The organism is Pandoraea terrae (assembly GCF_902459695.1).
In the GTDB taxonomy this organism is placed as follows: Bacteria; Pseudomonadota; Gammaproteobacteria; order Burkholderiales; family Burkholderiaceae; genus Pandoraea; species Pandoraea terrae.
Map to the genome: position 1 here is coordinate 1 of NZ_CABPRZ010000036.1, position 22,058 is coordinate 22,058.

The 22,058-nt window shown below is 59.9% G+C and carries 21 protein-coding genes and 1 pseudogene; 10 read left to right on the top strand and 12 right to left on the bottom strand.

Features of this window, described 5'->3' with window-relative positions:
- Positions 1-259: 259 nt before the first annotated feature.
- The 5 genes from PTE30175_RS25845 (at position 260) to PTE30175_RS25865 (ending at position 5,030) form a co-directional block, all read left to right on the top strand.
- Positions 260-631, top strand: coding sequence for a hypothetical protein (locus PTE30175_RS25845; protein ID WP_150699936.1), 372 nt, complete (start codon positions 260-262; stop codon positions 629-631).
- Between the two features lie 405 nt (positions 632-1,036).
- Positions 1,037-1,327: a helix-turn-helix transcriptional regulator gene (locus tag PTE30175_RS25850; RefSeq protein WP_150699937.1), complete on the top strand. Its 291-nt coding sequence runs from the start codon at positions 1,037-1,039 to the stop codon at positions 1,325-1,327.
- 179 nt (positions 1,328-1,506) lie between these two features.
- Positions 1,507-3,111 (top strand): primase-helicase family protein, encoded by a 1,605-nt coding sequence (locus PTE30175_RS25855; protein WP_150699938.1) that lies wholly within the window; start codon positions 1,507-1,509, stop codon positions 3,109-3,111.
- Between the two features lie 525 nt (positions 3,112-3,636).
- Positions 3,637-4,131, top strand: coding sequence for a hypothetical protein (locus tag PTE30175_RS25860; protein ID WP_150699939.1), 495 nt, complete (start codon positions 3,637-3,639; stop codon positions 4,129-4,131).
- A 275-nt stretch (positions 4,132-4,406) separates the two neighbouring features.
- The gene (locus PTE30175_RS25865; RefSeq protein WP_150699940.1) at positions 4,407-5,030 is read left to right on the top strand and encodes a recombinase family protein; all 624 of its coding nucleotides are present in this window, start codon (positions 4,407-4,409) and stop codon (positions 5,028-5,030) included.
- A gap of 185 nt (positions 5,031-5,215) precedes the next feature.
- Here the strand turns inward: PTE30175_RS25865 and PTE30175_RS25870 are convergent, their stop codons facing one another.
- The 3 genes from PTE30175_RS25870 to PTE30175_RS25880 all read right to left on the bottom strand — a co-directional run bounded on the left by PTE30175_RS25870 (position 5,216) and on the right by PTE30175_RS25880 (position 8,351).
- The gene (locus PTE30175_RS25870; RefSeq protein WP_150699941.1) at positions 5,216-5,815 is read right to left on the bottom strand and encodes a hypothetical protein; all 600 of its coding nucleotides are present in this window, start codon (positions 5,813-5,815) and stop codon (positions 5,216-5,218) included.
- Between the two features lie 140 nt (positions 5,816-5,955).
- On the bottom strand, positions 5,956-7,077 hold the full coding sequence (locus PTE30175_RS25875; protein WP_150699942.1) for an FRG domain-containing protein: 1,122 nt from the start codon (positions 7,075-7,077) through the stop codon (positions 5,956-5,958).
- 137 nt (positions 7,078-7,214) lie between these two features.
- Complete coding sequence (locus tag PTE30175_RS25880; RefSeq protein ID WP_150699943.1) at positions 7,215-8,351, bottom strand: tyrosine-type recombinase/integrase; 1,137 nt, start codon at positions 8,349-8,351, stop codon at positions 7,215-7,217.
- A 64-nt stretch (positions 8,352-8,415) separates the two neighbouring features.
- Between PTE30175_RS25880 and PTE30175_RS28375 the strand changes: the two genes are divergently transcribed.
- Together PTE30175_RS28375 and PTE30175_RS25885 are read left to right on the top strand one after the other, a co-directional pair.
- Complete coding sequence (locus tag PTE30175_RS28375; protein WP_191629226.1) at positions 8,416-9,039, top strand: hypothetical protein; 624 nt, start codon at positions 8,416-8,418, stop codon at positions 9,037-9,039.
- Positions 9,011-10,435 carry an aminotransferase-like domain-containing protein gene (locus PTE30175_RS25885; RefSeq protein ID WP_150699944.1) on the top strand — a complete coding sequence of 475 codons (1,425 nt, stop codon included), beginning with the start codon at positions 9,011-9,013 and terminating at the stop codon, positions 10,433-10,435. Before PTE30175_RS28375 ends, PTE30175_RS25885 begins: the two co-directional genes overlap by 29 nt.
- A gap of 28 nt (positions 10,436-10,463) precedes the next feature.
- Here PTE30175_RS25885 and PTE30175_RS25890 read toward each other — a convergent pair whose 3' ends face one another.
- Positions 10,464-12,749 carry an FdhF/YdeP family oxidoreductase gene (locus PTE30175_RS25890; protein ID WP_150699945.1) on the bottom strand — a complete coding sequence of 762 codons (2,286 nt, stop codon included), beginning with the start codon at positions 12,747-12,749 and terminating at the stop codon, positions 10,464-10,466.
- Between the two features lie 48 nt (positions 12,750-12,797).
- Complete coding sequence (locus PTE30175_RS29020) at positions 12,798-13,037, bottom strand: hypothetical protein (RefSeq protein WP_150699946.1); 240 nt, start codon at positions 13,035-13,037, stop codon at positions 12,798-12,800.
- Between the two features lie 196 nt (positions 13,038-13,233).
- Here PTE30175_RS29020 and PTE30175_RS25900 point away from each other — a divergent pair, with 196 nt between their 5' ends.
- Positions 13,234-13,872, top strand: coding sequence for a hydrolase (locus PTE30175_RS25900; protein ID WP_150699972.1), 639 nt, complete (start codon positions 13,234-13,236; stop codon positions 13,870-13,872).
- Between the two features lie 144 nt (positions 13,873-14,016).
- Here the strand turns inward: PTE30175_RS25900 and PTE30175_RS25905 are convergent, their stop codons facing one another.
- From PTE30175_RS25905 to PTE30175_RS25935, 7 genes and pseudogenes are all read right to left on the bottom strand, one after another.
- The gene (locus tag PTE30175_RS25905) at positions 14,017-14,760 is read right to left on the bottom strand and encodes a DUF899 domain-containing protein (protein ID WP_150699947.1); all 744 of its coding nucleotides are present in this window, start codon (positions 14,758-14,760) and stop codon (positions 14,017-14,019) included.
- Between the two features lie 19 nt (positions 14,761-14,779).
- A complete protein-coding gene (locus PTE30175_RS25910; RefSeq protein WP_150699948.1) occupies positions 14,780-15,448 on the bottom strand; it encodes a Vgb family protein in 669 nt (222 codons plus the stop codon).
- A 44-nt stretch (positions 15,449-15,492) separates the two neighbouring features.
- Complete coding sequence (locus PTE30175_RS25915; protein WP_150699949.1) at positions 15,493-16,713, bottom strand: helix-turn-helix domain-containing protein; 1,221 nt, start codon at positions 16,711-16,713, stop codon at positions 15,493-15,495.
- 93 nt (positions 16,714-16,806) lie between these two features.
- Positions 16,807-17,350 (bottom strand): annotated as a pseudogene (locus PTE30175_RS25920) (class I SAM-dependent methyltransferase).
- Between the two features lie 49 nt (positions 17,351-17,399).
- Entirely contained in the window at positions 17,400-17,774 is a 375-nt protein-coding gene (locus PTE30175_RS25925) for a copper resistance CopC family protein (RefSeq protein WP_150699950.1), read from the bottom strand.
- A 54-nt stretch (positions 17,775-17,828) separates the two neighbouring features.
- Complete coding sequence (locus PTE30175_RS25930; RefSeq protein ID WP_150699951.1) at positions 17,829-18,647, bottom strand: SDR family NAD(P)-dependent oxidoreductase; 819 nt, start codon at positions 18,645-18,647, stop codon at positions 17,829-17,831.
- A 7-nt stretch (positions 18,648-18,654) separates the two neighbouring features.
- Entirely contained in the window at positions 18,655-19,170 is a 516-nt protein-coding gene (locus tag PTE30175_RS25935) for a VOC family protein (protein ID WP_224788980.1), read from the bottom strand.
- A 257-nt stretch (positions 19,171-19,427) separates the two neighbouring features.
- Between PTE30175_RS25935 and PTE30175_RS25940 the strand changes: the two genes are divergently transcribed.
- Positions 19,428-19,889: a nuclear transport factor 2 family protein gene (locus PTE30175_RS25940; RefSeq protein ID WP_191629227.1), complete on the top strand. Its 462-nt coding sequence runs from the start codon at positions 19,428-19,430 to the stop codon at positions 19,887-19,889.
- Entirely contained in the window at positions 19,886-22,030 is a 2,145-nt protein-coding gene (locus tag PTE30175_RS25945) for an oxidoreductase (protein ID WP_150699954.1), read from the top strand. Before PTE30175_RS25940 ends, PTE30175_RS25945 begins: the two co-directional genes overlap by 4 nt.
- Positions 22,031-22,058: the final 28 nt, after the last annotated feature.

The following is a 22,058-nucleotide window of genomic DNA, read 5'->3' on the forward strand; positions in this document are numbered from 1 at the left end:
TGCTTGGTCATCAGACACCTCTTCATGGCGAGTATTCTCGCCTAAATCAGTGTCCGGGTTCATTAGACCACTACACTACGCAGCCCAGCCAGCGTCTTAATAACTTAGAAATCAAAGGTGGACTATGAAGCTGAATCGAATCCTTGCAGGCGTCAGCATGGCCGTAGGAATGGTTGTAACTACCCTCGCGAATGCATCGCCTCCCTTGAATCCTTACGGCCCGAGTGCGTCCGACTACATAGCAGGCGCGCGGCGATCTATGGCAAGTACGTTCGGCAAGAATTCGGATGCGCTAATCTTCGCGGTTCAGCCGCTAAATGACGGATATATCGTGTTCACGCGCAAGAGTTGCCCCGAGCCGCACGATGCGTCGGGCAAATCGCAGGACGGTGGAGCCGAGGCGATCTACTTCAAATACGGCGGAGAAATTAAGCAAGCTGGCTGCTGGGTGCCATACGCCGATGCTGCTGCTCTCAAGTGGGCCGATACGGATGGCACAGTAACGCCAATGCGGGCCGTGCAGTGGGCCAATGTGTTCCTCTCGCCGGACGGCAAACAATACCTACTGAAGAAGTATGGCGATAAATTTCGGGCAATGGTCCAGCATGAGAATGCTAACCGTGCGTGGTGAAATGCTGGCAGCGCGCACGGCATGGCGATTTCAGCGGAGTGAACTATTTACGTTACACACTCGGAATGTCGCTCATTTCTAGCCCAAGTCTGCAATAATGCGTTCCGTCGATGAGATGAACGTGCCGGTGCCGAATGACCGGATGCGATCAGTGTCGATGAAGGCTTAGTTCAGAAGGTTTCAAGCAAGGCGAGAAAGAATTGGCGGCTTAGGCTGCTGGCTCTTTCTCGCCTTTTGTTTTGTCTTTTGACTTTTTATTTGGAGATTGGTTATCGGGATCTTTGATGATCCGGATAATTCGGCGTGTTCTATTTGTGTTTATTTGTGCATATGAGAATCCGTTGTGTGGGCACGCTAGTTAGAATATTTCTAACTAAACGGCTCACAGCTCAACAGGAGGTTATTGTGGCAAAAAACACTCACCCCGGGTTCAGACTCAGGCGGATTATTCTGGATAAGGGCATCCAATTCCAGCGGGTGGCCGAAGCAATGGCCGTCACAAAGCCTACTCTCAGCCTTATCACAACCGGCAAGCAAAAAATCACGCCGCCCATCGCGCTGGCCATCGTTAAAGCGCTTGGAGAGGAATACGGGACGGCTTGGGATTGGGCCGTGGCGCAAATCGCATACGACATGCAGGAATTGCGCAATGCCGCTGCCGCGAAGTCTGGCGAGCCGATGGAGGTCGCAGCATGAACACGTTATGGGATTGCGTCCTGCCGGTGCTGTGCGTCGCTTCGTTTGTGCCTACGCGCGTTTGGTTCAGGGTGCTGGGCCTATGAACGCGAACAGGCAAAAAGAAAAGCCGCGCGGCTTGTGTCAGGCAAGCGGCGCGGCTGAATAACGTTAAATCGAGTAACTGGAGTAATTTTACTATGCAGCACAACTCGGAAGCAACTAGCACCGATAATAACGTTCATCACTCCGTACATACAACCGGAGAAGAACTGCACGCCTCACCAAGAATGCCGCCGTTCACCGACGCTGGATACAGTGCGGAGTTCACCGCCATTCAAGAGTCCAGCGCCCAAGCCGTCCGAGGAATTAATGACACGAATGCTCAGAAGGAGATCGATGAGCACAAAGCGCACAAAAAGCTGAAGCAGGAACAACGCGCGGCGCAGGCCGATTTGGATGCACTCACCAAGCGCAATGTGAGCCGCGCTCCGTGGGCGCAGGACTGGTACTTTGTCAGCGGCATCGATCGGTTCATCAAGCTTGGCGAACTGAACACGTACTCGATGACCGGGTTCAATACCGTCTTTGCACAAGAAATCGACCTAGGCGCGAAAGGCAACCCGTACACCTTTGTTCGCGATACGGTCGGATTCAAGGAGGCCCACGGCATGGCGTACGCCGCCGGGTACGGCCCGGTGTACGAGTTCGACGGTATGACGCTCATCAACACCTACCGCGAAAGCCGCGTGCCGAAAGCCACAACCGAATACACGCCGGAAGGTGCCGCGTCAGTGTCCACCGTTCGCGCTCACCTGCGCAACCTGTTCGAGAGCGAGCGCGACGCCGCAATGGTCGAGTCGTGGATTGCCTTGAACGTTCGGAATCCGGGCAAGCTCATCGGCGTGGCGCTTCTCGTCAAGGGCGCGGAGGGTGACGGCAAGTCGGTGATCTTCCATGAAATGATGAGGGAGATTATGGGCAAGGAGAATGTGGCCGAAGTGTCACAGATCGAATTGCACGAGAAATTCAATTCTTGGGGCATCGGCAAGGCCGTCCGCGTGCTGGAGGAAATCAAGGTGGCCGGCAAGAACCGGTATGACGTGCTGAACGCAGTGAAGCCGCTGATCACCAACCCAACAGTACGCACTGTTGCAAAGGGCGGAAATGGCGTTAGCTCTCCGAATACTACCAACTATGTCGGGCTGACGAACCACGAAGATGCGTTGCCGATCAGCAATGTGGATCGCCGTTGGTGGGTTGTATTTACACCCTATGCGCATCGTAGCGAACTGGCCGCGAAAGTCGGCGACCTCCGGACGTACTTCGAGAAGCTGCGAGCGGCGATCTACGGGCACGGCGATGCCCTTCGCAAATACTTTCTCGAATGCGGGATTCACCCGGAGGTCTATCACGGCATGCAAGCGCCTGAAACTGAGGGCCGCCGCCGCATGATGGCAACTGACACTAGCGCGATTGGCGGAGATTACTTGGACGGGTATCTTGCGGATGGTGGTCGAGTAGGCATTAGCTCCGAAGTCGTGGCGGTGAGCGCTTTGACCGAACAGCTTGAATCGGACATGGGACGGTCGGAAATGCCGCAGAGTCGGCAGGTGGCGCGTTTGCTCGTATCTCGCGGCTATATCAAGTGCGAGGGTACATTCATGTGGAATTACAAGACCGTTCGCGTGTATGTGAAGGATAAAGCGCTAGTTCCGCTCGACACAAAGGAGATTCGCACTAAGGTGCGAGAGCTTTTGGATGCCACGAACGTTCCGCAAATTGTCGCCAAGCAGCCGTTTTGATGGCGTTGGCAGTGATGAGTTGTACTTGGACGGATGTCTTCGGACCTCCGCCCTTTTCATTTGTGACATGGGAATAATCGAAAAATTACGCATAATATTATTGATTGGGCTTGGCGTAATAATTGCAAGCCGTTGATTATATTGTAGATTCAGTGAAATATTACGCATTACGGATATTACGAATATACGGCGGCTATAAATACAGATATAGCGTATAGGAGTGTACGTTTGAATTCTAATCTACTAACCTAAACCGTATCCGTAATACGTAATATTTTCACTGCAAACGCACGCCGGGCAAGACTCGCGGCCTAATTACGGATTGCATTACGGAAACGAAGGGCGCGGCAAAATCCGTAATACGACTTCATGGCCCAGCGCGGCCACCACGCGCCCTTCACACAAGCCCGTCGATAATGGCGATTGAGTTCGACGACGACTTAATTAACGAACCATTCTGCTTATTACCATGTTAACCAAGCCACATTATAATCAGGGCAATAGATCGGCTAAGAGCAGGAAATCATGGACAACGAATACGAAGACGATGACGCAGTGCGATACTACGAAGACCCCAGCGTCTTCGAGTCGGACGCGATGCGCACGCTCCATCAAGAGCAATTCGACAAATTTGTGGAATTCCGTATTCGCGGCATTAGCAGCAATGTCGCTTTTGCCAAGGCGTTCCCACGTTATTCGCGACCTGGCGACCTCCGCAATGCCATGGAACGTGTGACCTACCTCGAATCGACGGATTGGTACATCGATGAATTCGAGAAGCGTTTGGCTGCGAAGACGGCCCAAGAATTGTGGCCGGTCAACACCGCGATCAACCGCCTGCTCCAGCGCGTTGAAGACCCTGCCGAGAAGGGCAGCACGCGCGTCTTAGCCATCAAAGAACTCAACGTGCTGACCGGAATCACCGTTGAAGAGGGCGGCCAGACCAAGGCAGGCCGTAGCTTAGAAGACTTCTACACGCAGTTCGCCGGTGCGCCCGGATCGGATAGCGTCCGGCACTGATCGTACACAAGGAAACCGCCCGCCCTTGGTCCCGTAGCACCGGGCTAATACGTTGGTAGCAGTCGGAACCGAAGCCCGCTAGGACACTTGTTTTAGCGGGCTTTCTCTTGGCACGTGGATCACTGGCGCGGCTCGCAGCAACCCAGTTCGATTAGGGTATCCCTTTCCGATACCGGTTCTGGAGCACGGTTTTCCAGTTCGATAAATACCGGTTGCCGGGTTAAATCGAACCAGTTATTATCGAACCACCCTAACCGAACCAAACGGAATCGGCCATGTTCATCCGTGCCTACCTTCGCGCCTCAACCGACCAACAAGATGCGCAACGCGCCCGCCACCAACTGGAAGCGTTCGCAGCCGAGCGCGGTCTGCACATCGCCGCTTGGTACGCCGAGAATGAATCAGGCGCGACGTTGCAGCGGCCTGAACTCTTCCGCCTGCTGTCCGACAGCCGTCCAGGCGATGTTTTGCTCGTTGAACAGATCGACCGTCTATCGCGCCTTACCGCAGGCGATTGGGAGACGCTCAAAGCCGAGATACAGGCCCGCAAAATCCGCGTGGTTGGCTTGGACCTTCCGACATCCCACCAACTCGCCACTACCAGCGATGACTTCACAGGCCGGATGCTCGACGCGCTTAACGGGATGATGCTGGATATGCTCGCGGCAATCGCCCGTAAAGACTATGAAGACCGTCGCAGACGCGCGGCACAGGGCATCGAGCGAGCGAAGAAGGAAGGCTTGTACAAAGGTCGTCCGCAAGACGCCGAACGCAACCAAGCCATTCTGGCGATGCTCGACACAGGCGCTTCATGGTCCACGGTCTGTGCCGCAACCGGCGCATCGCGATCCACACTCAGCCGCCTTTTGAAAGAGCGAAAGGCCACGACTCAAGCCTAGCCACACGTCGCAGCCCACCATCCCAACCTGCGTGGTCCTAGTGGCCCGCGCAGGCATCGTCACATCTGCCCTACCCTACGAATGGCATTTAGTGAAGTTTTGAACATGCCCCCGACCCTCCGACCAAAACGCGCACGGACCAATTTGAACCGGACACTGGCGCGGCGAGCCGTGGAGAGTTTGCATCAATTTGCTCTCTGAGCTTTTCCGCTATTGGTGACATGGAATACAAGCGTATTTCCGCTGATTAAATTCGCTCTTATCGCAGCACTTTTTGCATTGAAGATGTGATCGGCAAAATCGCGTCGATTTTCATTTCCAACAATAAATGCTCGACTAGCGGTGCCAATGTCACCCTCTTTCTTCTCAACGATGATGGGATAGGAGCGCGCAACAGATACACCACTCTTTTTCATGTTGAAATGGGCCTCCACGACCCCTCGACCGTTTGTGTCCAACCTAGGAAAATCAGGGAAATCGAAAAATACATTTATCCCCCTGGAATTATCCGTTACGCAAACATCGGCGAAAATTACTGGGCTTCGGCTATTTTCGTCAGGGGAAAGACAAAATCCCATATTAGCATCGCCGGTTACTTCATCCTTCCACTTGCTTACATCCCACACGCCGACCTTTGTCACGCCGCTGTATTGGCTCTCGTCGTATTTCTGAGACAGTGAATGCATTGAATCTGAAATCGACTCAGCACTATACGTGGCGCCGGATGTCGCGGCCAGAATGATAATGGCAGCATAGCCAAATTCGATAACTTTAAAGCTATTCATTATTCTTATCCTTCCGGTAATTTTTTAATTTTTAGTACATTTTCAACTTTGAAATGGCATTTTGTGAAACGTTGAACAGCCCTGCACCTCCCGCCAAACAACGCACCGACCAATTCGAACCGTACACTGGCGCTTTCAAGTTAGGACGGAAATAGGCGCTCGATCAATTCTGCGCATGTGCCGTCAAGGCCCGGAAATAGCGATCCCGCAGTGACTCCCATCAACGTAAGCTCCCGCATTACCGTTTCTCGACTCGCAACGGGCAATTCGATAGCGGTGAGGTATTGCTTTTTGGCGAGGCCTTCTGCCCATGCGATGTAGTGTTCGACATCCACGACGTTTGTGAGACCGGAAATTGCTTGCTGAGGAATCAGCCGCTGATTCTCTATGGGCAAGAACTCCAGTAGAGAGAAATGCGGTGCAGCTGGAGCGGTGACGGATATCTGACGATGGTCGTCCATCCATTGCTGACGATCGAATTGATGAATCCGTATCCGGTCCTCAGCATCGGAATTGGCGGCCTCCGAATTTTTGATCTTGTGATACGCGAAGTAAGCCGCAACGAATGGCGAGTGTGACCAGTCGATCAACGGCGTGGGGAATCCGTGATGCTGCGCCAAATGGAGCATTGCCCCATTCTCTTCACTGATGCCCCGGTTGAAGACGTGCTTCGTATGGGCACTCAGGTGTCGGTGGAGTGCCTGCATATCTTCGCCAGTGTAACGAACCAAGTCGCAGCGTCCTGTACGGTGAAATGCAGACCTGAGCCTCCATGGTTTGCGCTGACCACGAAAAACATAGCGGCGCGGCTCGACTTGAGCAACATGCCTCTTGAACGTCTCCCAATCCATTACGATGGGAGTTAGTTCGGACGGCCTGCCCGCATCAGTCGTTAAGAGAGTCGCCTTACCGCTGGCGCCAATATTGGAGTGCCACGTTGCGGTCAGCTTCTGTTGGTCCCACTCGACCTTGGCTTGGATGATCCTTCCGAATTGCATGTTAGGGAATACGCGCTCCAATTCTTCCCAAGGGACGGTTAAACCGGTCCCAGGGTGAATCGGATTGGCCAGAACGGTAATGTCCACCGGGCCGGGCTGCGGCTCGAAGGGAACGATGCGACCTACCGTAATCGTTCCCTCGCTGCCTTCCCCGGGGAACATCGACACGCTGCCCCCGATTTTTTCGCCAACGCTTTCTGCATCAATTGTGATCGAGCCGTGCCAGCCGCTCGCTTGAAATCCACCGATCCACTGTCCTCGCATTCTTATCCCCGTCGCTTGGTCAACGAAATTCTATTCTCTCAATCAACGCATCTTCCTCGTTACCCTCAGGCAGCGCAATTAGTGTCAGCGAATCGCGGCAATGCCCCGCCCGCTGCAATCGCTCGGTAGTCTCGACACTACACCAACACAACCGAGTCCAACAAATCCCGCGTCCTGTCGTGCCGCAAGTGGCCATAGTGCTTGTCGATCATCGCCGTGCTGGTTCCTGCGAGCTTCGCCACAACAAAGGTATCCATCCCACCCGCGATCATTTCGCTGATGGCCGTATGCCGAAGCGAGTACATTACGATGTCCTTCGCCAACTTCGCGGCCTCCACCGCTTCCTTGAATTGCTTCTTCCACGCATCCTTGTTCCACGGATTGCCTGACGCCTGGACAAGCAAATGCGCGCCGCCTATCTTGTCTTTCGCCAGTTCCTCGAAGAATCGCGCGGCAGCAGTCGAAAGCGTCACGACGCGAAAGCCGGTCTTGCCCTCCAGCGCCAAAGTGCCCTGCGCCTTATCGAAGTGCTGCACGGTCGCCTTCGCGAGTTCACCGGGACGCGCGGCGGTCAACAGTAGAACCTTCACGAGTCGCGCTAGGTCGGGTTCACACTTCGTCATCAGCACGGCCCGCTGTTCGAGCGGAATGAAGCCTTGCCGCCTGCGGCCTACGCCCTTGAATGGAACGACCGTGCGCCACCCGGCATCCGTGGCCACCAGCCGGTCTTTCAGGGCCAGATTCAGCGCAGCCTTGAACGATGCCAGATTCCGGTTCGCGCTGTCCTTCGCGCGGCGCAAATCCTCGTCATCATCCTCATCCTCGTCGATGTCCAGTTGCGCAGCCACCCACGCCTTCAGGTGGGACGTTCGGAGCTTCGCCAAATCAAGGCTGCCGATGTCCTTTCCGTACACGAGGCGCTTGAACCTGCCCTCTGCATCGTTCGAACTGGCTGCGCTCTTGTGAAGGCGAAGATGGTTGACGTAGTGCTCGCAAGCCTTCCTGACCGTGGTCGAGTCGGGCGAGACGCCTGAGTCAATCGCGCCTGCCCAGACCTCTGCTTGCCGCGCGGCATCGTCGAAATCCGCGAACGTACCCAGCGCGTGGTAGGCCTGCTTGCCCGATTCGTCGCGACGGCGCGCTATCCATGTCCCTTCGCCCTGCTCGGCCTTCCGATATCCCACGAATAGGCCGGCACGCATGCGCGCCCAGTATGGCTCCCTACGTGGTTTTAACCGGTCGCGGGCGGTCTTCGAGTTGATGGGTGTGCTCATGGGCAAATCTCCGTACGGAATTGATACGGAAATTATACCTTAAAGGGTCAGATCGAATCGATTGATGAGCATCGCCAAATCGTTGATTTTTCTTTATTTTTTATGCACAGGTTACCGCTCATGGGTCATGCACCCCGCCTTCACACGGCAGGGGTCACAGGTTCAATCCCTGTACCACCCACCAGATAAGTGGCAAGCGATTCCTATCGATGCCCATGAAACCCCGGCGCCGCAAGGCTTCCGGGGTTTTTTATTGCCATCTTTGCCCATCATCGCGGGTGCTGGCGAGCCCGTCTCGTTTGCCGAAGCGGGCTTGCTGTACGCGGCAGGGACGCCCTTATTCGTCTCAGGCATCGAGATCTCTCGCTGCGCTGGAGATGCCGCCTCGCTCCACCACCCGGGCGCAGATACACGTGGCTTCCAGGAGATTCATCACCATACCCCTTCCGACGCGCATGCTGCACGTCGAGTGTCCGTATCCGTTCGCAACCTATGTGTTGCCCGTTCCATCGCTTTACCTCCAATCCAGTCAGAAGCAAGCGCATCGCCGGCATGGCGATGTGTGAGTGCACAAAAATCGGTGGGATCGGAAGAGTACAGTTCTGATACGATTTTGCGTGTGCAGTACAGATCTGTGCACGTAGGGGGGAAGGCAACCGATGACGCTTTACGAAACACTCGCCGATGACATTGAAAGCCAGATTCAAAAGGGCGTATATCGTCACGGCGACCGGCTCCCGTCGGTCCGGCAAACCAGCCAGCAGCGCCAGATCAGCATCACAACCGTCATTCGTGCCTATTTGCTCCTGGAGAGCCGCGGCCTGATCGTGAGCCGCCCGCAGTCGGGCTATTTCGTGAACTTGCGCGAAGGGGACGGCCCGTTGCAGGGCCACGCGCTGAGCACGTCAAAACCCATTGCCATTTCGGCAACGGTCGACGTGAGCCGCCTGGTGCTCTCGACACTGCGCTCCATTTCGGCTGGCGACGCCGTGCCGCTCGGCTCACCCTACCCTGACCCCACTGCCTTCCCCTTCGAAAAGCTCAATCGGTATGCCTACGCGGCAGGCCGGGACGAATCGCTGCGGGGGCTGAAGGATGCGCTCCCTCCAGGCCATCCGAAACTGATCCGACAGATCGCCCGGCGCTATCTGGAAAAAGGCATGACCGTGGACCCGGCCGATGTCATCATCACGGTTGGGGCGACGGAGGCCATCAACCTCTGTCTGCAAGCCGTCGCCAAGCCCGGCGATGTGATCGCCGTGGAGTCACCGACGTTCTACGCCATGCTGCACGCCATCGAACGCATGGGCATGAAGGCGATCGAGGTGGCAACGCATCCGGAGCAAGGCATCGATGTCGCCGCACTGGCGGCCATCGTCGAGTCACAGCCGGTGGCCGCCTGCATGGTCATGCCGAACTTCCAAAACCCGCTGGGCTTTCAAATGCCTGACGCGCGCAAGCGCGAACTGGTGGAATTTGCCGCGAAGGCCGACATGCCGATCATCGAAAACGGCGTGTACAACGAGTTGTACTACGGCAGCGCCTATCCCAGCAGTTTGAAGTCCTACGACCGTAATGGCCTGGTGCTGCACTGCTCGTCTTTCTCCAAAACGTTGACGTCCGCTTACCGGATCGGCTGGGCGCTGCCGGGACGCTATCGGGATCAGGTCGAAAAGCTCAAGTTCCTGAATACGCTGACGACGGCGTCGATTCCCCAGCTCGCGATTGCGGAGTTTCTCGAGCGCGATGGTTACGAGCATCACCTGCGGCGTATCCGCAAGGCCTATGCACAGCAGGCGAATCTGATGAAGGCGATGGTTTCCCGCTTTTTCCCCGACGGCACAGGGATGTCGGGGCCGGCGGGCGGCTACGTGCTGTGGGTCGAACTTCCGCCCAAGGTCAACGCGATGCAACTCTATGAACTCGCGCTGGAGCGCGGCATCACGATCGGTCCCGGCTACATGTTCTCCACCTCGGACAGCTATCGCAACTTCATTCGGCTCAACTACAGCAGTCCCTGGTCCGCCGAGATCGAACAGGCCGTGATTACCGTCGGCAAGCTCGCCGCGACGTGCGCCAGGTGATCACGGCTCGACGAAGCCTCCCGGATCGTCAGCGACGGCAGGTGGTTTCCGAGCGGAGGATCCGGACCGGAATCGACTTGTAGGATGGCGTGCCGCTTTCCTCGTCGATGTAATCGAGCGGTACCAGAACGTTGGCCTCCGGGTAGTAGGCGGCCACCGATCCCGGCGCGATGTTGTACTCGATCACGGTGATCTTTTCGAGCCGCAGCGCCCGGTCGGACGAGATCGTCTCGATGTCGACCAGATCGCCATGCTCAAGCCCTCGTGCCGCGAGGTCCACCGGGTTCATGAAGAGCACGTCGCGCCGGCCGAACACGCCGCGATAACGATCGTCCATGGCGTAGATCGTCGTGTTGTACTGATCGTGACTGCGGATAGTGATGAGGCGCAGGACGTCGTCCGCCCACGGCTCGTAGTTCTCCCTCACCCCCTTGAACACAGAGAAGATCGCCTTGCCCGACGGCGTTTCCCACTTGCGTTCGGTTGGCGGCAGCGGCAGACGGAACCCGCCGGGCACACGGATGCGTGCATTGAAGTCAGCGAAGCCCGGCACGGTGCGCTCGATCAGGTCGCGAATCCGGTCGTAGTCGGCGATCAGTTCGAGCCACGCCACGCGGCTCTTGGGCAGCGTCGCGCTGGCAATACCCGCCACGATCGCGGGCTCCGAGCGCAGGTGCTCGGATGCCGGCTTGAGCTTGCCTGCAGAGGCGTGAACCATCGACATGGAGTCCTCCACGGTCACCGACTGCGGCCCGCTTTCCTGCGTATCGAGTTCCGTTCTGCCCAGCACGGGGAGCAGATATGTCTCCTTGGCCACCAGCAGGTGCGAGCGATTGAGCTTGGTGCCAAGGTGGACGCTCAGGTCGAGCGACTTCATGCCCGGAAAACTCCGCTCCGGATCGGGCAGCGCTACGGCGAAGTTACCGCCCAGGCAGATGAGCGCCTTCGCCGAACCGTCGATCATGGCATTCATCGCCTTGACGGCGTCGTGTCCGTGCGCTTGCGGCGGCGTGAAACCGAACACGTCCTCGATGCGCGTAAGGAAGGCTTCGGACGGCATCTCGGTGATGCCCACCGTACGGTTGCCCTGCACGTTCGAATGGCCGCGCAACGGGCAGACGCCTGCACCTGGCTTGCCGAAGTTGCCGCGCATAAGCAACAGGTCCGCAATCAGGCGGACGTTGGCGGTCCCCGTGTTGTGCTGGGTAATGCCCATGCCGTACGTGATAATGGTCGCGTTCGATTTTGCGTAGGCCGCCGCGACATCCTCGATCTCCTCGCGCGTGAGACCACTCTCCTTCTCGATGTCCGCCCACGGTGTCGCTTCCAGATCGGCCTTCAGCGCATCAAATCCTTCCGTATGAACCGCGATGAAGTCATGGTCGATGACGTTGCCCTGGGCAGCATCCAGCGCGAGCAGCGCCTTCATGATGCCTTTGAGCGCAGCCGCATCACCGCCCGCCTTGACCTGGTGATACGCGGAGGCGATCCTGGTGGAACCATAGGTCGCCATCTCGATGACGTTCTGGGGATCGGCAAATCGCTCGAGCGCACGCTCACGAAGCGGATTGAACACGATGATCGGAACCTTGCGCCGCGCCGCTTCGTGCAGCGTGCCCATCATGCGCGGGTGGTTCGTACCGGGATTGTGACCGATCGAGATGATGAGCTCGGTTTCGTCAAAATCGTCCAGCGACACCGTGCCCTTGCCGATGCCGATGGACTTCGGCAAACCGACGCTGGTCGGCTCATGGCACATATTCGAACAATCCGGAAAGTTGTTCGTGCCGAACTCACGGGCGAACAACTGGAACAGGTACGCCGCTTCGTTCGACGCCCGCCCGGACGTATAGAATTCAACCTGATCCGGTGAAGGGTAACTGCGCAACACTTCGCCAATGCGCGCGAATGCGGCGTCCCATTCGACCGGGCGGAACTTGTCGGTCGCCGGATCGTAGGCCATGGGATGCGTGAGGCGGCCGAAATCCTCCAGCTCGAAATCCGACAGCGCCAGCAGCGACGACACGGTGTGGTTCTCGAAGAACTCGGGCGTCACGCGCTTCGTAGTGGCCTCCCACGTAACGGCCTTGGCGCCGTTCTCACAGAACTGGAACGTCGAGCGGTGCTCCTTGTCCGGCCATGCGCATCCCGGGCAATCAAAGCCGGTGGGCTGGTTGGTTCGGAGCAACACGATCGGCGCCTGAATGCTCTCCATCTGGTTCCGAACGGCCTGTGCCGTCGCGCGAAGCGCGCCCCACCCGCCGGCGGGTCCGTCATATGGCCGGATACCCGGCACTTCACGCCGCTTAGTCATTTGAAAACTCCATGAACCGTCCCAGATACGCTGGAGACAAACTACTGCTTAAGGGTGATGCCGCTTCGCGGCCCAAGGCTGACATACGTTTCCAATATAAGCAGTCGGCATTACCGCGAAGCGTGCAGTTCGGACGTCGCGCAAAGAGTACAGTTGGCGCTTCAGTTCTCGCGCGCCGAATTCCAGTCGATAGCCGGCCTCGACCAAGTGATCGGTCAGGGTGTCGTCAAACTTGAGCGTGATGTTCAGCTCGGCTTCGGGGGCGGCACCACGCGGGTAAACCTTCATGCGGTGGCGACAAGGATTTCCTTGTACCGGCAAGATCCACTACCTAGAATTCTTCCTGCATTCCACCCACCTGAGTCTGCTCCCCGTGGGTTCTGTATCCGCAAGCCTTCGGTCCACCTCGGCTCGGAGGCAACGTTGCGCTTGACGCCAGATGCATCCATGCACCGCTCGGCGAAATTTCTCGATGGAGGCTGCCATGACCAGTGAGGCTATCCGTGCGCCGTTGGACGACCACCTTCTAACGCCCCAGAACTCTGCATTCATCATCATCGATTACCAGCCAGTCCAAGTGAATTCCATTGCATCGATGGATCGGCAACTCCTCGTCAACAATATCGTAGGAACGGCAAAAATCGCCCTGGCCTATGGGCTCCCGATCGTGCACTCGACCGTCAACGTGAAAACAGGGCTTAACAAGCCGCCAATTCCGCAACTGCAAAAAGTACTCGGTCACTTGCCGACCTACGATCGCACTTCGATCAATTCGTGGGAGGACGTTGAATTCAAGGCTGCCGTCGAAGCAACGGGACGCAAGAAATTGATCATGACCGCGCTGTGGACTGAAGCTTGCTTATCGTTCCCCGCGTTGGATGCTTTGCGGGAGGGCTACGAAGTCTACGCGGTCGTCGACGCCGTCGGCGGAACTTCGGTTGCGGCACACGAAGCCGCGTTGCGGCGCATCGAACAGGCTGGCGGAAAGATGATCAGTTGGACCCAACTGCTTTGCGAACTGCAGCGGGACTGGGCGCGCAAAGATACGGTACCGGCTTTCATGAACCTGTTCGTCGAGACAGGCGGTACCGCAGGCATTCAATTCTCGTACGAACGGACCTGATTCCAGTCTCGTCTCGCGTATTTCCGCAAAGCGCTCCACAAGATAGTCAATCATCATACGCACGGACGGCAGAAGTCCGTGCCGCGGGTTCGAGACTGTGACCATCGTGTACAAAGGCGAAGCCGCGGCAAACCCCGGCGGCAATCAGATCGGTGCGGGCGCGTAGCGGTCGTGGTGGCGTACCCACGCCATCTTGTGAGGTACGTCGCCCTCGTCGCGGCCCTTGGGCGTGAGGTCCATCATCTTGTACGCACCCATCATCACCTCCACGCCGCGCCCATAGGTCGAGTAGGTGTGGAACAGCTCGCCTGCATCGTCCTTGTAGAACACGCTGATGCCGGGCGCTTCCCCGGCCGGGAAGGACGTCATGCCGTAGTTGTAGTACACCTTGCCGCTGGCCTGTTCTTCCGGCGTGAAGCTCACGGCGAAGTCGTAGTTAAACTCGCTGCCGTGCGAGGACACCCACGGGAACTGCCAGCCCATGCGCCGGCGAAAGCGCTCGATGACAGCCAGCGGCGCGCGCGAGATGACCACCAGCGTGATGTCGCGTTGCGCCAGATGCACGTTCATGCCATCGATGTGGTCCGCCATGAATGAGCAACTTGGGCAGCCTTCCTCCCACTCCGGGCCGAACATGAAGTGCTGCACCAGCAGCTGGCGACGGCCTTCGAAAAGGTCGGAGAGCGTGCGCCGGCCCCCGGGGGCGTCGAAGACGTAGACCTTGTCGACCCGCACCCACGGCAGCGCGCGGCGCTCGGCCGCGACCTGGTCATGCAGACGCGTCAGCTCCTTTTCGCGCGCCAGAAACGCGCGGCGCTCGGTCACCCATTGGTCGCCGGACACGACGCGATGGTTCACGATGCTCCCTTCAGCAATGGTGGTGTTCATGGTGTGCTCCTTGGCTCGATCATCCTTTCGGACGCCGCACGGCGCGGACCTTTCCGCTAGCCCCGCCGCCGCAATAAAAGAGGTCTGCCCCGTCGGACTCGAGTCCGCTGACGCCGGTGCCGCGCGGCATCTCCAACCGCTCGAGCACGGCGCCGCTCTCCGGGTTGATCCGGCGGAGTTCGCTTTCGTCCCCTTCCCAGGTGCCGTGCCACAACTCGCCGTCGACCCAGGTCACGCCAGTGACGAAGCGGTTGGATTCGATGCTGCGAATGACCCTGCCGGTTGCCGGATCGATCTGGTGGATCTTGCGGTCGCGGTATTGCCCCACCCACAGGCTGCCCTCGGCCCAGGTCAGGCCCGAGTCGGACCCGTGGCCGGGCGTCGGGATGGAGGCCACCACCTCGCCGGTCGCGGGATCGATCTTGTCAATGCGGGCATCGGCGATCTGGTAGAGGTACGTGCCGTCGAAGGCGGTGCCGGCATCGCAGGCGACCTCGAGCGTGCGCGTGAGTTCGCCGCTTGCGGGATCGAAGGCGACCAACGCGCCGCCGGTCGCGGCCCACACGCGCTGGCCGTCATGGGTGACACCATGGACGTGCTCGGCGCCTGCAAAGGGGCCGTATTCGCGAACGATCTCGGCCGCGCGCACAGTGGTTTGGGAATTGCTCAGGTGTGTGTTGCTGGGCATCGCTGACTCCTTGTGTTGCGCCTTGATCGGCGCGTAAGTCAACTCTATTCAATCGGCAGCGCAGCGGGGAGTAACAAGATCGTCGTGAATCCCGCGAGCGGCGGCGACAGCCAGCGACGCGCCCGCGATTGCCCGAACGAGCGCACCCGCCCTTCGGCCTCCAACTCGCCGAGCGCGCGCTGCACCGTGCGCTGGCTCGCCCCCAGGGCCAACGCCAGCGCCGAGGTCGACCACGGTGCGCCGTCGGACAGCAGCGCCACCAGCGAGGCCCGATCGCCGTCGATGGGCGGTTCCAGCACTGCGACGGAGTGTCCCTCCTGCGGCCGGATCACGAAGCCGCGCGCGGTCGCCTCGATGCTCGCCAGGCCCTTGACGAGCGCCCGCAGGCGGCCGATCTCGACCCGTAGTCGTGCCCGGTGCGTCTCGTCGGGGCGGCGGGTGTGGAAGGCGGCGGCGATCAGGGTTTCGCGATCGACGTCGCCAGGCCATGCCTCGGCCAGCGCACGCGCCAGCGTGAACAGCACCGGCCGTCGCGCCAACGGCCGCCACGCGTCACCTGCACCCAGCCCGCGGCGGCAGGCATCGATCACCAGCGTCTCGGAAGCCAGCAGGCCGGCGACCTCGTCGAGGCGCAACGCCTGCTCACCGCAGGCAGAACGGCGCCGCGCGGCGGGACGCTCGAATTCCGCCCGTGCCTCCTTCACTTCGGCCCGCAGCGCCGGCACGCGGGCGCGCTCGGCCGCTTCATGTGCACGGGCCAGCGCCGCCTGCGCCGGGCCGATCTGCAGCGAGCGCAACGCCAGCTCAGCCGCCGTCAGTTCGGCCACTGCCGTCAGCGACGGCGGCAGGCCACGCGTGTCGACGCGCGCCAGCGCGGCCGCGGCCTCGTCAAGGCGGCCGAGCAGCAGGAGCCGGCGCGCCACGATCAGCCGCGCCTGCAAGGCGTTGGCGTTATCGGCGCGCGCCTCGAGCGTGGCCGCCGCCGATGCCAGCGAACGCGGCGAGCCGCCGAGATCGCGCATGGCCAGCGCCACCTCAGCTTCGGCGACAACGCAACGGGCGCGCGCCAGTTCCTCATGAGCACCAAAGCCGCGCGCCGCTCGCTTCAGCAGTTCTCGGGCGCGTGAATGCTCGCCCAGCTGGGCCATGGCAATGCCGCGCAGGGCCAGCGCCGGCGGGTCGTCGCGCAGGGCGACCCGCTTGAGGGCGCCGAGCGCGTCGCCAGCGGCCAGGGCGCGCGCGGAGGCGGCGATCAGGGAGTCCATGACGGGATGTTACCCCGGCGCGCCGATGTCGCGCCGCGCTTGTGACTTCCGGGGCGCAGGCCTGCGCGGCCGGCAATCGAAGTGTGCGGGCAGCTATGTATTTGCTACCAGCAGTTCCTCTGCATTGTTTGGCGGGCGCAGATCATCTGTCCTGCCCGCGAAGTAGCGCCGGGCAAGATCGGCCGCCGTGACGTGCCGTACTTCTCTAAAGCCGGCTTCGTGGGCCAGCGCCAGGATCTCCGGCGGGGTGAAGAATCAGGCGCCGACGCTTCCATGCCTGAGGACCTGGCTGATCGACCTCGAACACCCTGAGGTGGGACGCGATCTCCGGCCTCCGCTGCGCAAAGCTGTCAAGGCCGGCGCCGAGGATGACATACTGATCGAGCCCGCGGCTGGCCTGTTCCACGACCAGATCCTCGATGAAGCGGGCACGCGCCACGATTGAGGCGCGGAAGGGACGCGTGAATTGCGGGTCCATATCCCCGCGGCGGCGCCAGTCCGTGTCCGGGGCAAGCAGCTTAAGGCCGATTTCGTCTTCAAGCACACGCGGCGGAGGGTCGGCCTCGACATGCAGAGCGCGCCACAAGGCGACTCGCGCTGCTGTGCTGTCCGGCGCTACATCTTGCTCGTCGTTCATGACTTCCATCCTGTTGGTTCGGGACGAGGGACGCGGCACCCCGCCTATCCTACTTCACCCGGAACGCGTAGCCGCCCTGCGTGCGATGCCCGTCATGTGCGACGGCGACCCATCGAACGCGGTAGGCGCCGGGAGGTAACACGGGCACTCCCAGCAACATGACTTTCTGATTTGCCGGGCTCACCTGGGACTTCGAGACGTTGACCCGGTGCCCAGCGCTGTCGGTAACACTCAGCGAACTGAAAGCCGGCTCCAGCGCGTCGTCGAATTCAATACGAATCTCGGTGGGTGGCGCGGTCAGTTCGGCGCCGGCCGTTGGCGTTTGATGTACCGGAGCGGCGTGCGCCCAAGCCGCTCCCCCTTCGAGCAGGATGACCACGCTCACCAAGCCGCGCAGCAAGCCTTGCCGAATATGTGCACTCATTGAAATTAAACGCCCTCTCAGAAAATGGGTTTTCCGATCGATCCCGGAAACAGATCATCCGATATACGCCGACTTCTGTACAGTGGCCGCGTCGGCTGCGAACGCGCCATAGACTTCGGAGATAGACGGATTGCGCCGCAGCGTCTGGCCGCCGCTCACATGGATAACCTGCCCCGTCACAAAGCTCGATTCATCGCTCGCCAGCCAGAGCGCGGCGTCTGCAACGTCGGCCGAAACGCCACTGCGCCCGAGCGGTATCTCGCGGCGATAGAGCTCGGCGACAGCAGGCTTCGCCAGCCCGCCGCCCGACATCGGCGCATCGGCCACGCCACCCGGCGCGATCGAATTGGCGCGGATTCGATGATGACCGAACTCGTGGGCGATGCAGCGAATGACATGATCGATGCCCGCCTTGGTTCCCATATAGGCAGCATGGTGATCGAACATGATCGTGGCGGTGACCGAAGAAACCTGAATGATCGAACCGCCCGACGTCATGGCCCGCAGCAGTGCCTGAAAGTATTGGAACGGCCCGGTGAACTGGAGCGCGTTCATCATGTCCAGATCCTCGCGGCTGTGCTCCAGAAACGGCTTCAGCAGCCCCCAGCCCGTGGCATTCACACCGATGTCGAGCCCACCAAGACGCTTCTCGCTTTCCGCAACCAATTGATTAATTTCGGATTGCGATGTAATGTCGCAAGCGAGCCATTCGGCGCCGAGGGCCGCGGCCACCGTCGACACCGCATCAGCGCGGCGCCCCGACACGAGCACGCGCGCACCATGCTCGACGTAACGTCGGGCGATCGCTTCGCCGATATTGCCGGGCGCCACCCCAAGCACCAACGCCGATTTGCCTTTCAGTCGATCTGTCATTCGATCCTCACGCAGCAATATTGATGGTTTGAACCGGATTTGCGCCGTCCCAGACTCTGGTCGCGGCGATTCCCTCCCGGATCATGTCGCGCATCCCCGCACCCTGGATGAATTCAAACAGGACGCCCGGCTCGCCTACCGACTCCAGATAGGCAACCCGCGTCGCGGGGTTCGACGCTTCGAAAGCGACCGTCATTCCATTGGCGGTGACGCGCGCGACGGCGGCATCGAGATCATCGACGACCCATGCGACATGATGGGCGCCCAGAATCGGTTTCCCCGTCGCATCGCGATACGGCGAAGGCGCGTCGTTGGTCACCTTGATCAACTCGATCTGGATATCGCCCTGATAAGCAAGCGCCACATCCATTGTTACAGTGCCTGGCTGCCCGCGATATCGTCCCTCAAGGCTGACGTTCCGGAAAACTGTCCAAGGCCCCACGCCCATATGCTTGAGCCAGCGCCCGATGCTTTCCTCCAGATCGTCCACGAGATAGCCGATCTGATCGATCGGCCCGAACAATGCCTTGGTCATGATGCTCCCTTCATTGAATGTGTCGGCCGCGTGGCGACCTGCCCCGCCGGCAAAAATCAGGGGCCGATAATCTGTACTGCGACAGTGTCTTCCACGACGCAGACAAATGTCATCGCCGGCCCGATGGTCGAACCAGGACGTCACTATGACACAAAAATAAAAAATGTGTCATGATGAGACACAAAACTTGGGGGCGTCTTCCGCGGTACGTCCCGATAAATTTCAAACTAACGGAGACACGCACCATGTTCACCCCAGAATCGATCGAGGCGGCACGCCGCCACGTAGAAGCCGAGGTTACTGGCGACTTGGCGACCACGCTGGCGACCTTCGAGACCGAACCGGTTTTCGAGCTCTATCCCGTGGGCCTGCGTATGACCGGACTGGATGCCACGCGCCGCTACTATCGTCATTTCTTCGACCATGTCGCGCCCCGCTTTGATGGATCGCGTACCGCCAGTCATGGCGAGTGGCTCGGCGAAACGGGGCTGGTGCAGGAATACGCCATCACGTATCGCTATCCCGACGGCCAGCAGAAGCAATTCCGCGTCATCGGCATTCTCAAATTCGGTGAGCACGGCCTGACGGGTGAGCGAATCTATGCAGACGAGGCGCTGTTGAGAATGATGTTTGCGCCCGTCTGGGACGAGCTCGAGGTCATCGCCCCCGATGCCAATCAAGATGCGCGCACGGGAGCGAGCCGATGAACCGCACGTCCTATTCCCACCTGCTCGCCCCGGGCCGAATCGGCACGATGACGTTGCGCAATCGAATTGCCGTCACCGCGATGGGCGCGAGCCTTGCGGAGCCGGACGGCCACTGCGGCGAGCGCATCGTGCGCTATCACGAAGCGCAGGCGCAAGGGGGTGTAGCCTTGATCATCACCGGGGTCGCTGGCGTGGCGTGGCCGGCCGGTGCCAATCAGATCAACCAGATCGCGATTTCGGATGACCGCTTTCTTCCCGGCCTGACGGCGCTGACGGACGCCGTTCACGCACACGGGGCGAAGATTGCTGCGCAATTGCATCACGGCGGGTTGGTCGGCATGGAAGACATGCTGGCAGGACGCCCCATATGGGGGCCGTCACTGCCCGACATGCCCACTGGCGACTTCACGGAAGCTTTCCTGCTCGAAGAGTTGGCCGAGGCGCCATTCAGCCGCATCGCCAATGTGACCGTCCATGTCATGACGCGGGCCGACATCGACACATTGATCTCGCAATTTGCCGCTGCCGCGGGCCGGGCGAAGCGAGCCGGCTTCGACGGCGTCGAAATCCATGGTGGGCACGGTTACCTCCTGTCGTCGTTCATATCGCCCAAAAGCAACAAGCGCACCGACGAGTACGGCGGCCCGTTGGAAAATCGTGTCCGCCTGCTGATCGAGGTGATCGAGGCAGTGCGCGCCGAAGTCGGCCCCGACTACCCCGTATGGTGCAAAATCGATTCGCGCGAGGAAGGCAAGCCTGGCGGCATCACTATCGACGATGCAGTACGCACTGCACAGTTCGTCGAGGCCGCAGGCGCCGATGCGATCACGGTGACTGCTTATCATGACGCGGGACAACCGAAGCTGCATTCGGGGTCCCATACCCCTCACGAGCCCGGGCTCAACATTCCCTTTGCGGCGCGGATCAAGGCGGCGGTTGGCATTCCGGTCATCGCCTCGGGCCGGATCGAACCCGAACTGGCCGATGCCAGGATTGCCGAAGGGGAGATCGATTTCGTCGCGATGGGACGCAAGCTGCTTGCCGACCCTCAGCTTCCGCGCAAGCTCATCGAAGGTCGGCCCGACGATGTCCTGCCGTGCATCTACTGCTATACATGCATCAGCGCAATCTACCTCGGCAAACCGCTGCGCTGCGCCGTCAACCCGGAAACCGGCTTCGAATACCTTCGCCCGACATTGCCGAGCGGCGGCAAGCGGGTCGTGGTGGTCGGCGGCGGTCCGGGCGGCATGGAGTCGGCGCGACGTCTGGCGGCTGACGGACATCAGGTGACGCTGCTGGAACAGGGGAAGCAACTCGGCGGCACCCTGCGCTTCGCCGCACTGGCCTACCCAGCCAATGAGCGACTGCTTGACTGGCTGCGGCGTCAGGTCGAATCCGCACGCATCGACGTGCGTCTGCACACGAAGGCGACGCCGGAACTGCTGCATACGCTGGCCCCTGACGCTGTGGTGGTTGCCACAGGCGCAAAGCGCAGCCTGCCCCCCATTCCAGGCCATGACCTGCCACATGTGATGAGCGGCGACGACCTGCGCAGCCTGATGCTCGGTGAAAACTCGCAGCAACTGGCGCACAAGGTTGGCTGGGTGACGCGCACGGCGTCGAAGCTCGGCGCCGCGACGGGCCTGACGGCCAATCTCGATTTCGTTCGCCAGGCCACGCGGCGTTGGATGCCGCTCGGCAAGCACGTCGTGATCATCGGCGGCGAATTGGTCGGCCTCGAGCTGGCCGAGTTCCTGTCCGAACGCGAGCGGGTTGTGACGATCGTTGACGAGGACCCGCGGTTTGGCGCCGGGCTGACGATCGTCCGGCGCATGCGATTGCTCGCAGAGTTGAAGGAGCACGGCATTAAAATGCAACCCGAATCATCAGACATTCGAATAGAAACTGACAAGGTGCATTTTACCGATCATCAAGGCAAGGCCCAGGCGATTGACGCCGATCACGTTATCGTCGCAAAGGGCGCTACCGGTGACCTTGCCCTCGCGAATCAGCTGCGGGCCGAGGGTTTTCGGATCTACGAAGTCGGCGATTGCACCGGCGTTGGCTATATCGAGGGGGCCATGCGCGGCGCAGCCCGCGCGGCGTCGGAGATTTCGGATGTCCGCAGGCTGGATCATTAAAACGTTGATGCGAAAGCCCGGCGCAGTT

Coding starts and splice junctions, on each gene's coding strand:
- PTE30175_RS25870 (WP_150699941.1), bottom strand. CDS start 5,815: ATGAATAGCTTTAAAGTTATCGAATTTGGCTATGCTGCCATTATCATT.
- PTE30175_RS25925 (WP_150699950.1), bottom strand. CDS start 17,774: ATGAGTGCACATATTCGGCAAGGCTTGCTGCGCGGCTTGGTGAGCGTG.
- PTE30175_RS25855 (WP_150699938.1), top strand. CDS start 1,507: ATGCAGCACAACTCGGAAGCAACTAGCACCGATAATAACGTTCATCAC.
- PTE30175_RS25940 (WP_191629227.1), top strand. CDS start 19,428: ATGTTCACCCCAGAATCGATCGAGGCGGCACGCCGCCACGTAGAAGCC.
- PTE30175_RS25900 (WP_150699972.1), top strand. CDS start 13,234: ATGACCAGTGAGGCTATCCGTGCGCCGTTGGACGACCACCTTCTAACG.
- PTE30175_RS25880 (WP_150699943.1), bottom strand. CDS start 8,351: ATGAGCACACCCATCAACTCGAAGACCGCCCGCGACCGGTTAAAACCA.
- PTE30175_RS29020 (WP_150699946.1), bottom strand. CDS start 13,037: ATGAAGGTTTACCCGCGTGGTGCCGCCCCCGAAGCCGAGCTGAACATC.
- PTE30175_RS28375 (WP_191629226.1), top strand. CDS start 8,416: ATGAGCATCGCCAAATCGTTGATTTTTCTTTATTTTTTATGCACAGGT.
- PTE30175_RS25910 (WP_150699948.1), bottom strand. CDS start 15,448: ATGCCCAGCAACACACACCTGAGCAATTCCCAAACCACTGTGCGCGCG.
- PTE30175_RS25890 (WP_150699945.1), bottom strand. CDS start 12,749: ATGACTAAGCGGCGTGAAGTGCCGGGTATCCGGCCATATGACGGACCC.
- PTE30175_RS25905 (WP_150699947.1), bottom strand. CDS start 14,760: ATGAACACCACCATTGCTGAAGGGAGCATCGTGAACCATCGCGTCGTG.
- PTE30175_RS25885 (WP_150699944.1), top strand. CDS start 9,011: ATGACGCTTTACGAAACACTCGCCGATGACATTGAAAGCCAGATTCAA.
- PTE30175_RS25875 (WP_150699942.1), bottom strand. CDS start 7,077: ATGCGAGGACAGTGGATCGGTGGATTTCAAGCGAGCGGCTGGCACGGC.
- PTE30175_RS25860 (WP_150699939.1), top strand. CDS start 3,637: ATGGACAACGAATACGAAGACGATGACGCAGTGCGATACTACGAAGAC.
- PTE30175_RS25945 (WP_150699954.1), top strand. CDS start 19,886: ATGAACCGCACGTCCTATTCCCACCTGCTCGCCCCGGGCCGAATCGGC.
- PTE30175_RS25865 (WP_150699940.1), top strand. CDS start 4,407: ATGTTCATCCGTGCCTACCTTCGCGCCTCAACCGACCAACAAGATGCG.
- PTE30175_RS25915 (WP_150699949.1), bottom strand. CDS start 16,713: ATGGACTCCCTGATCGCCGCCTCCGCGCGCGCCCTGGCCGCTGGCGAC.
- PTE30175_RS25845 (WP_150699936.1), top strand. CDS start 260: ATGGCAAGTACGTTCGGCAAGAATTCGGATGCGCTAATCTTCGCGGTT.
- PTE30175_RS25930 (WP_150699951.1), bottom strand. CDS start 18,647: ATGACAGATCGACTGAAAGGCAAATCGGCGTTGGTGCTTGGGGTGGCG.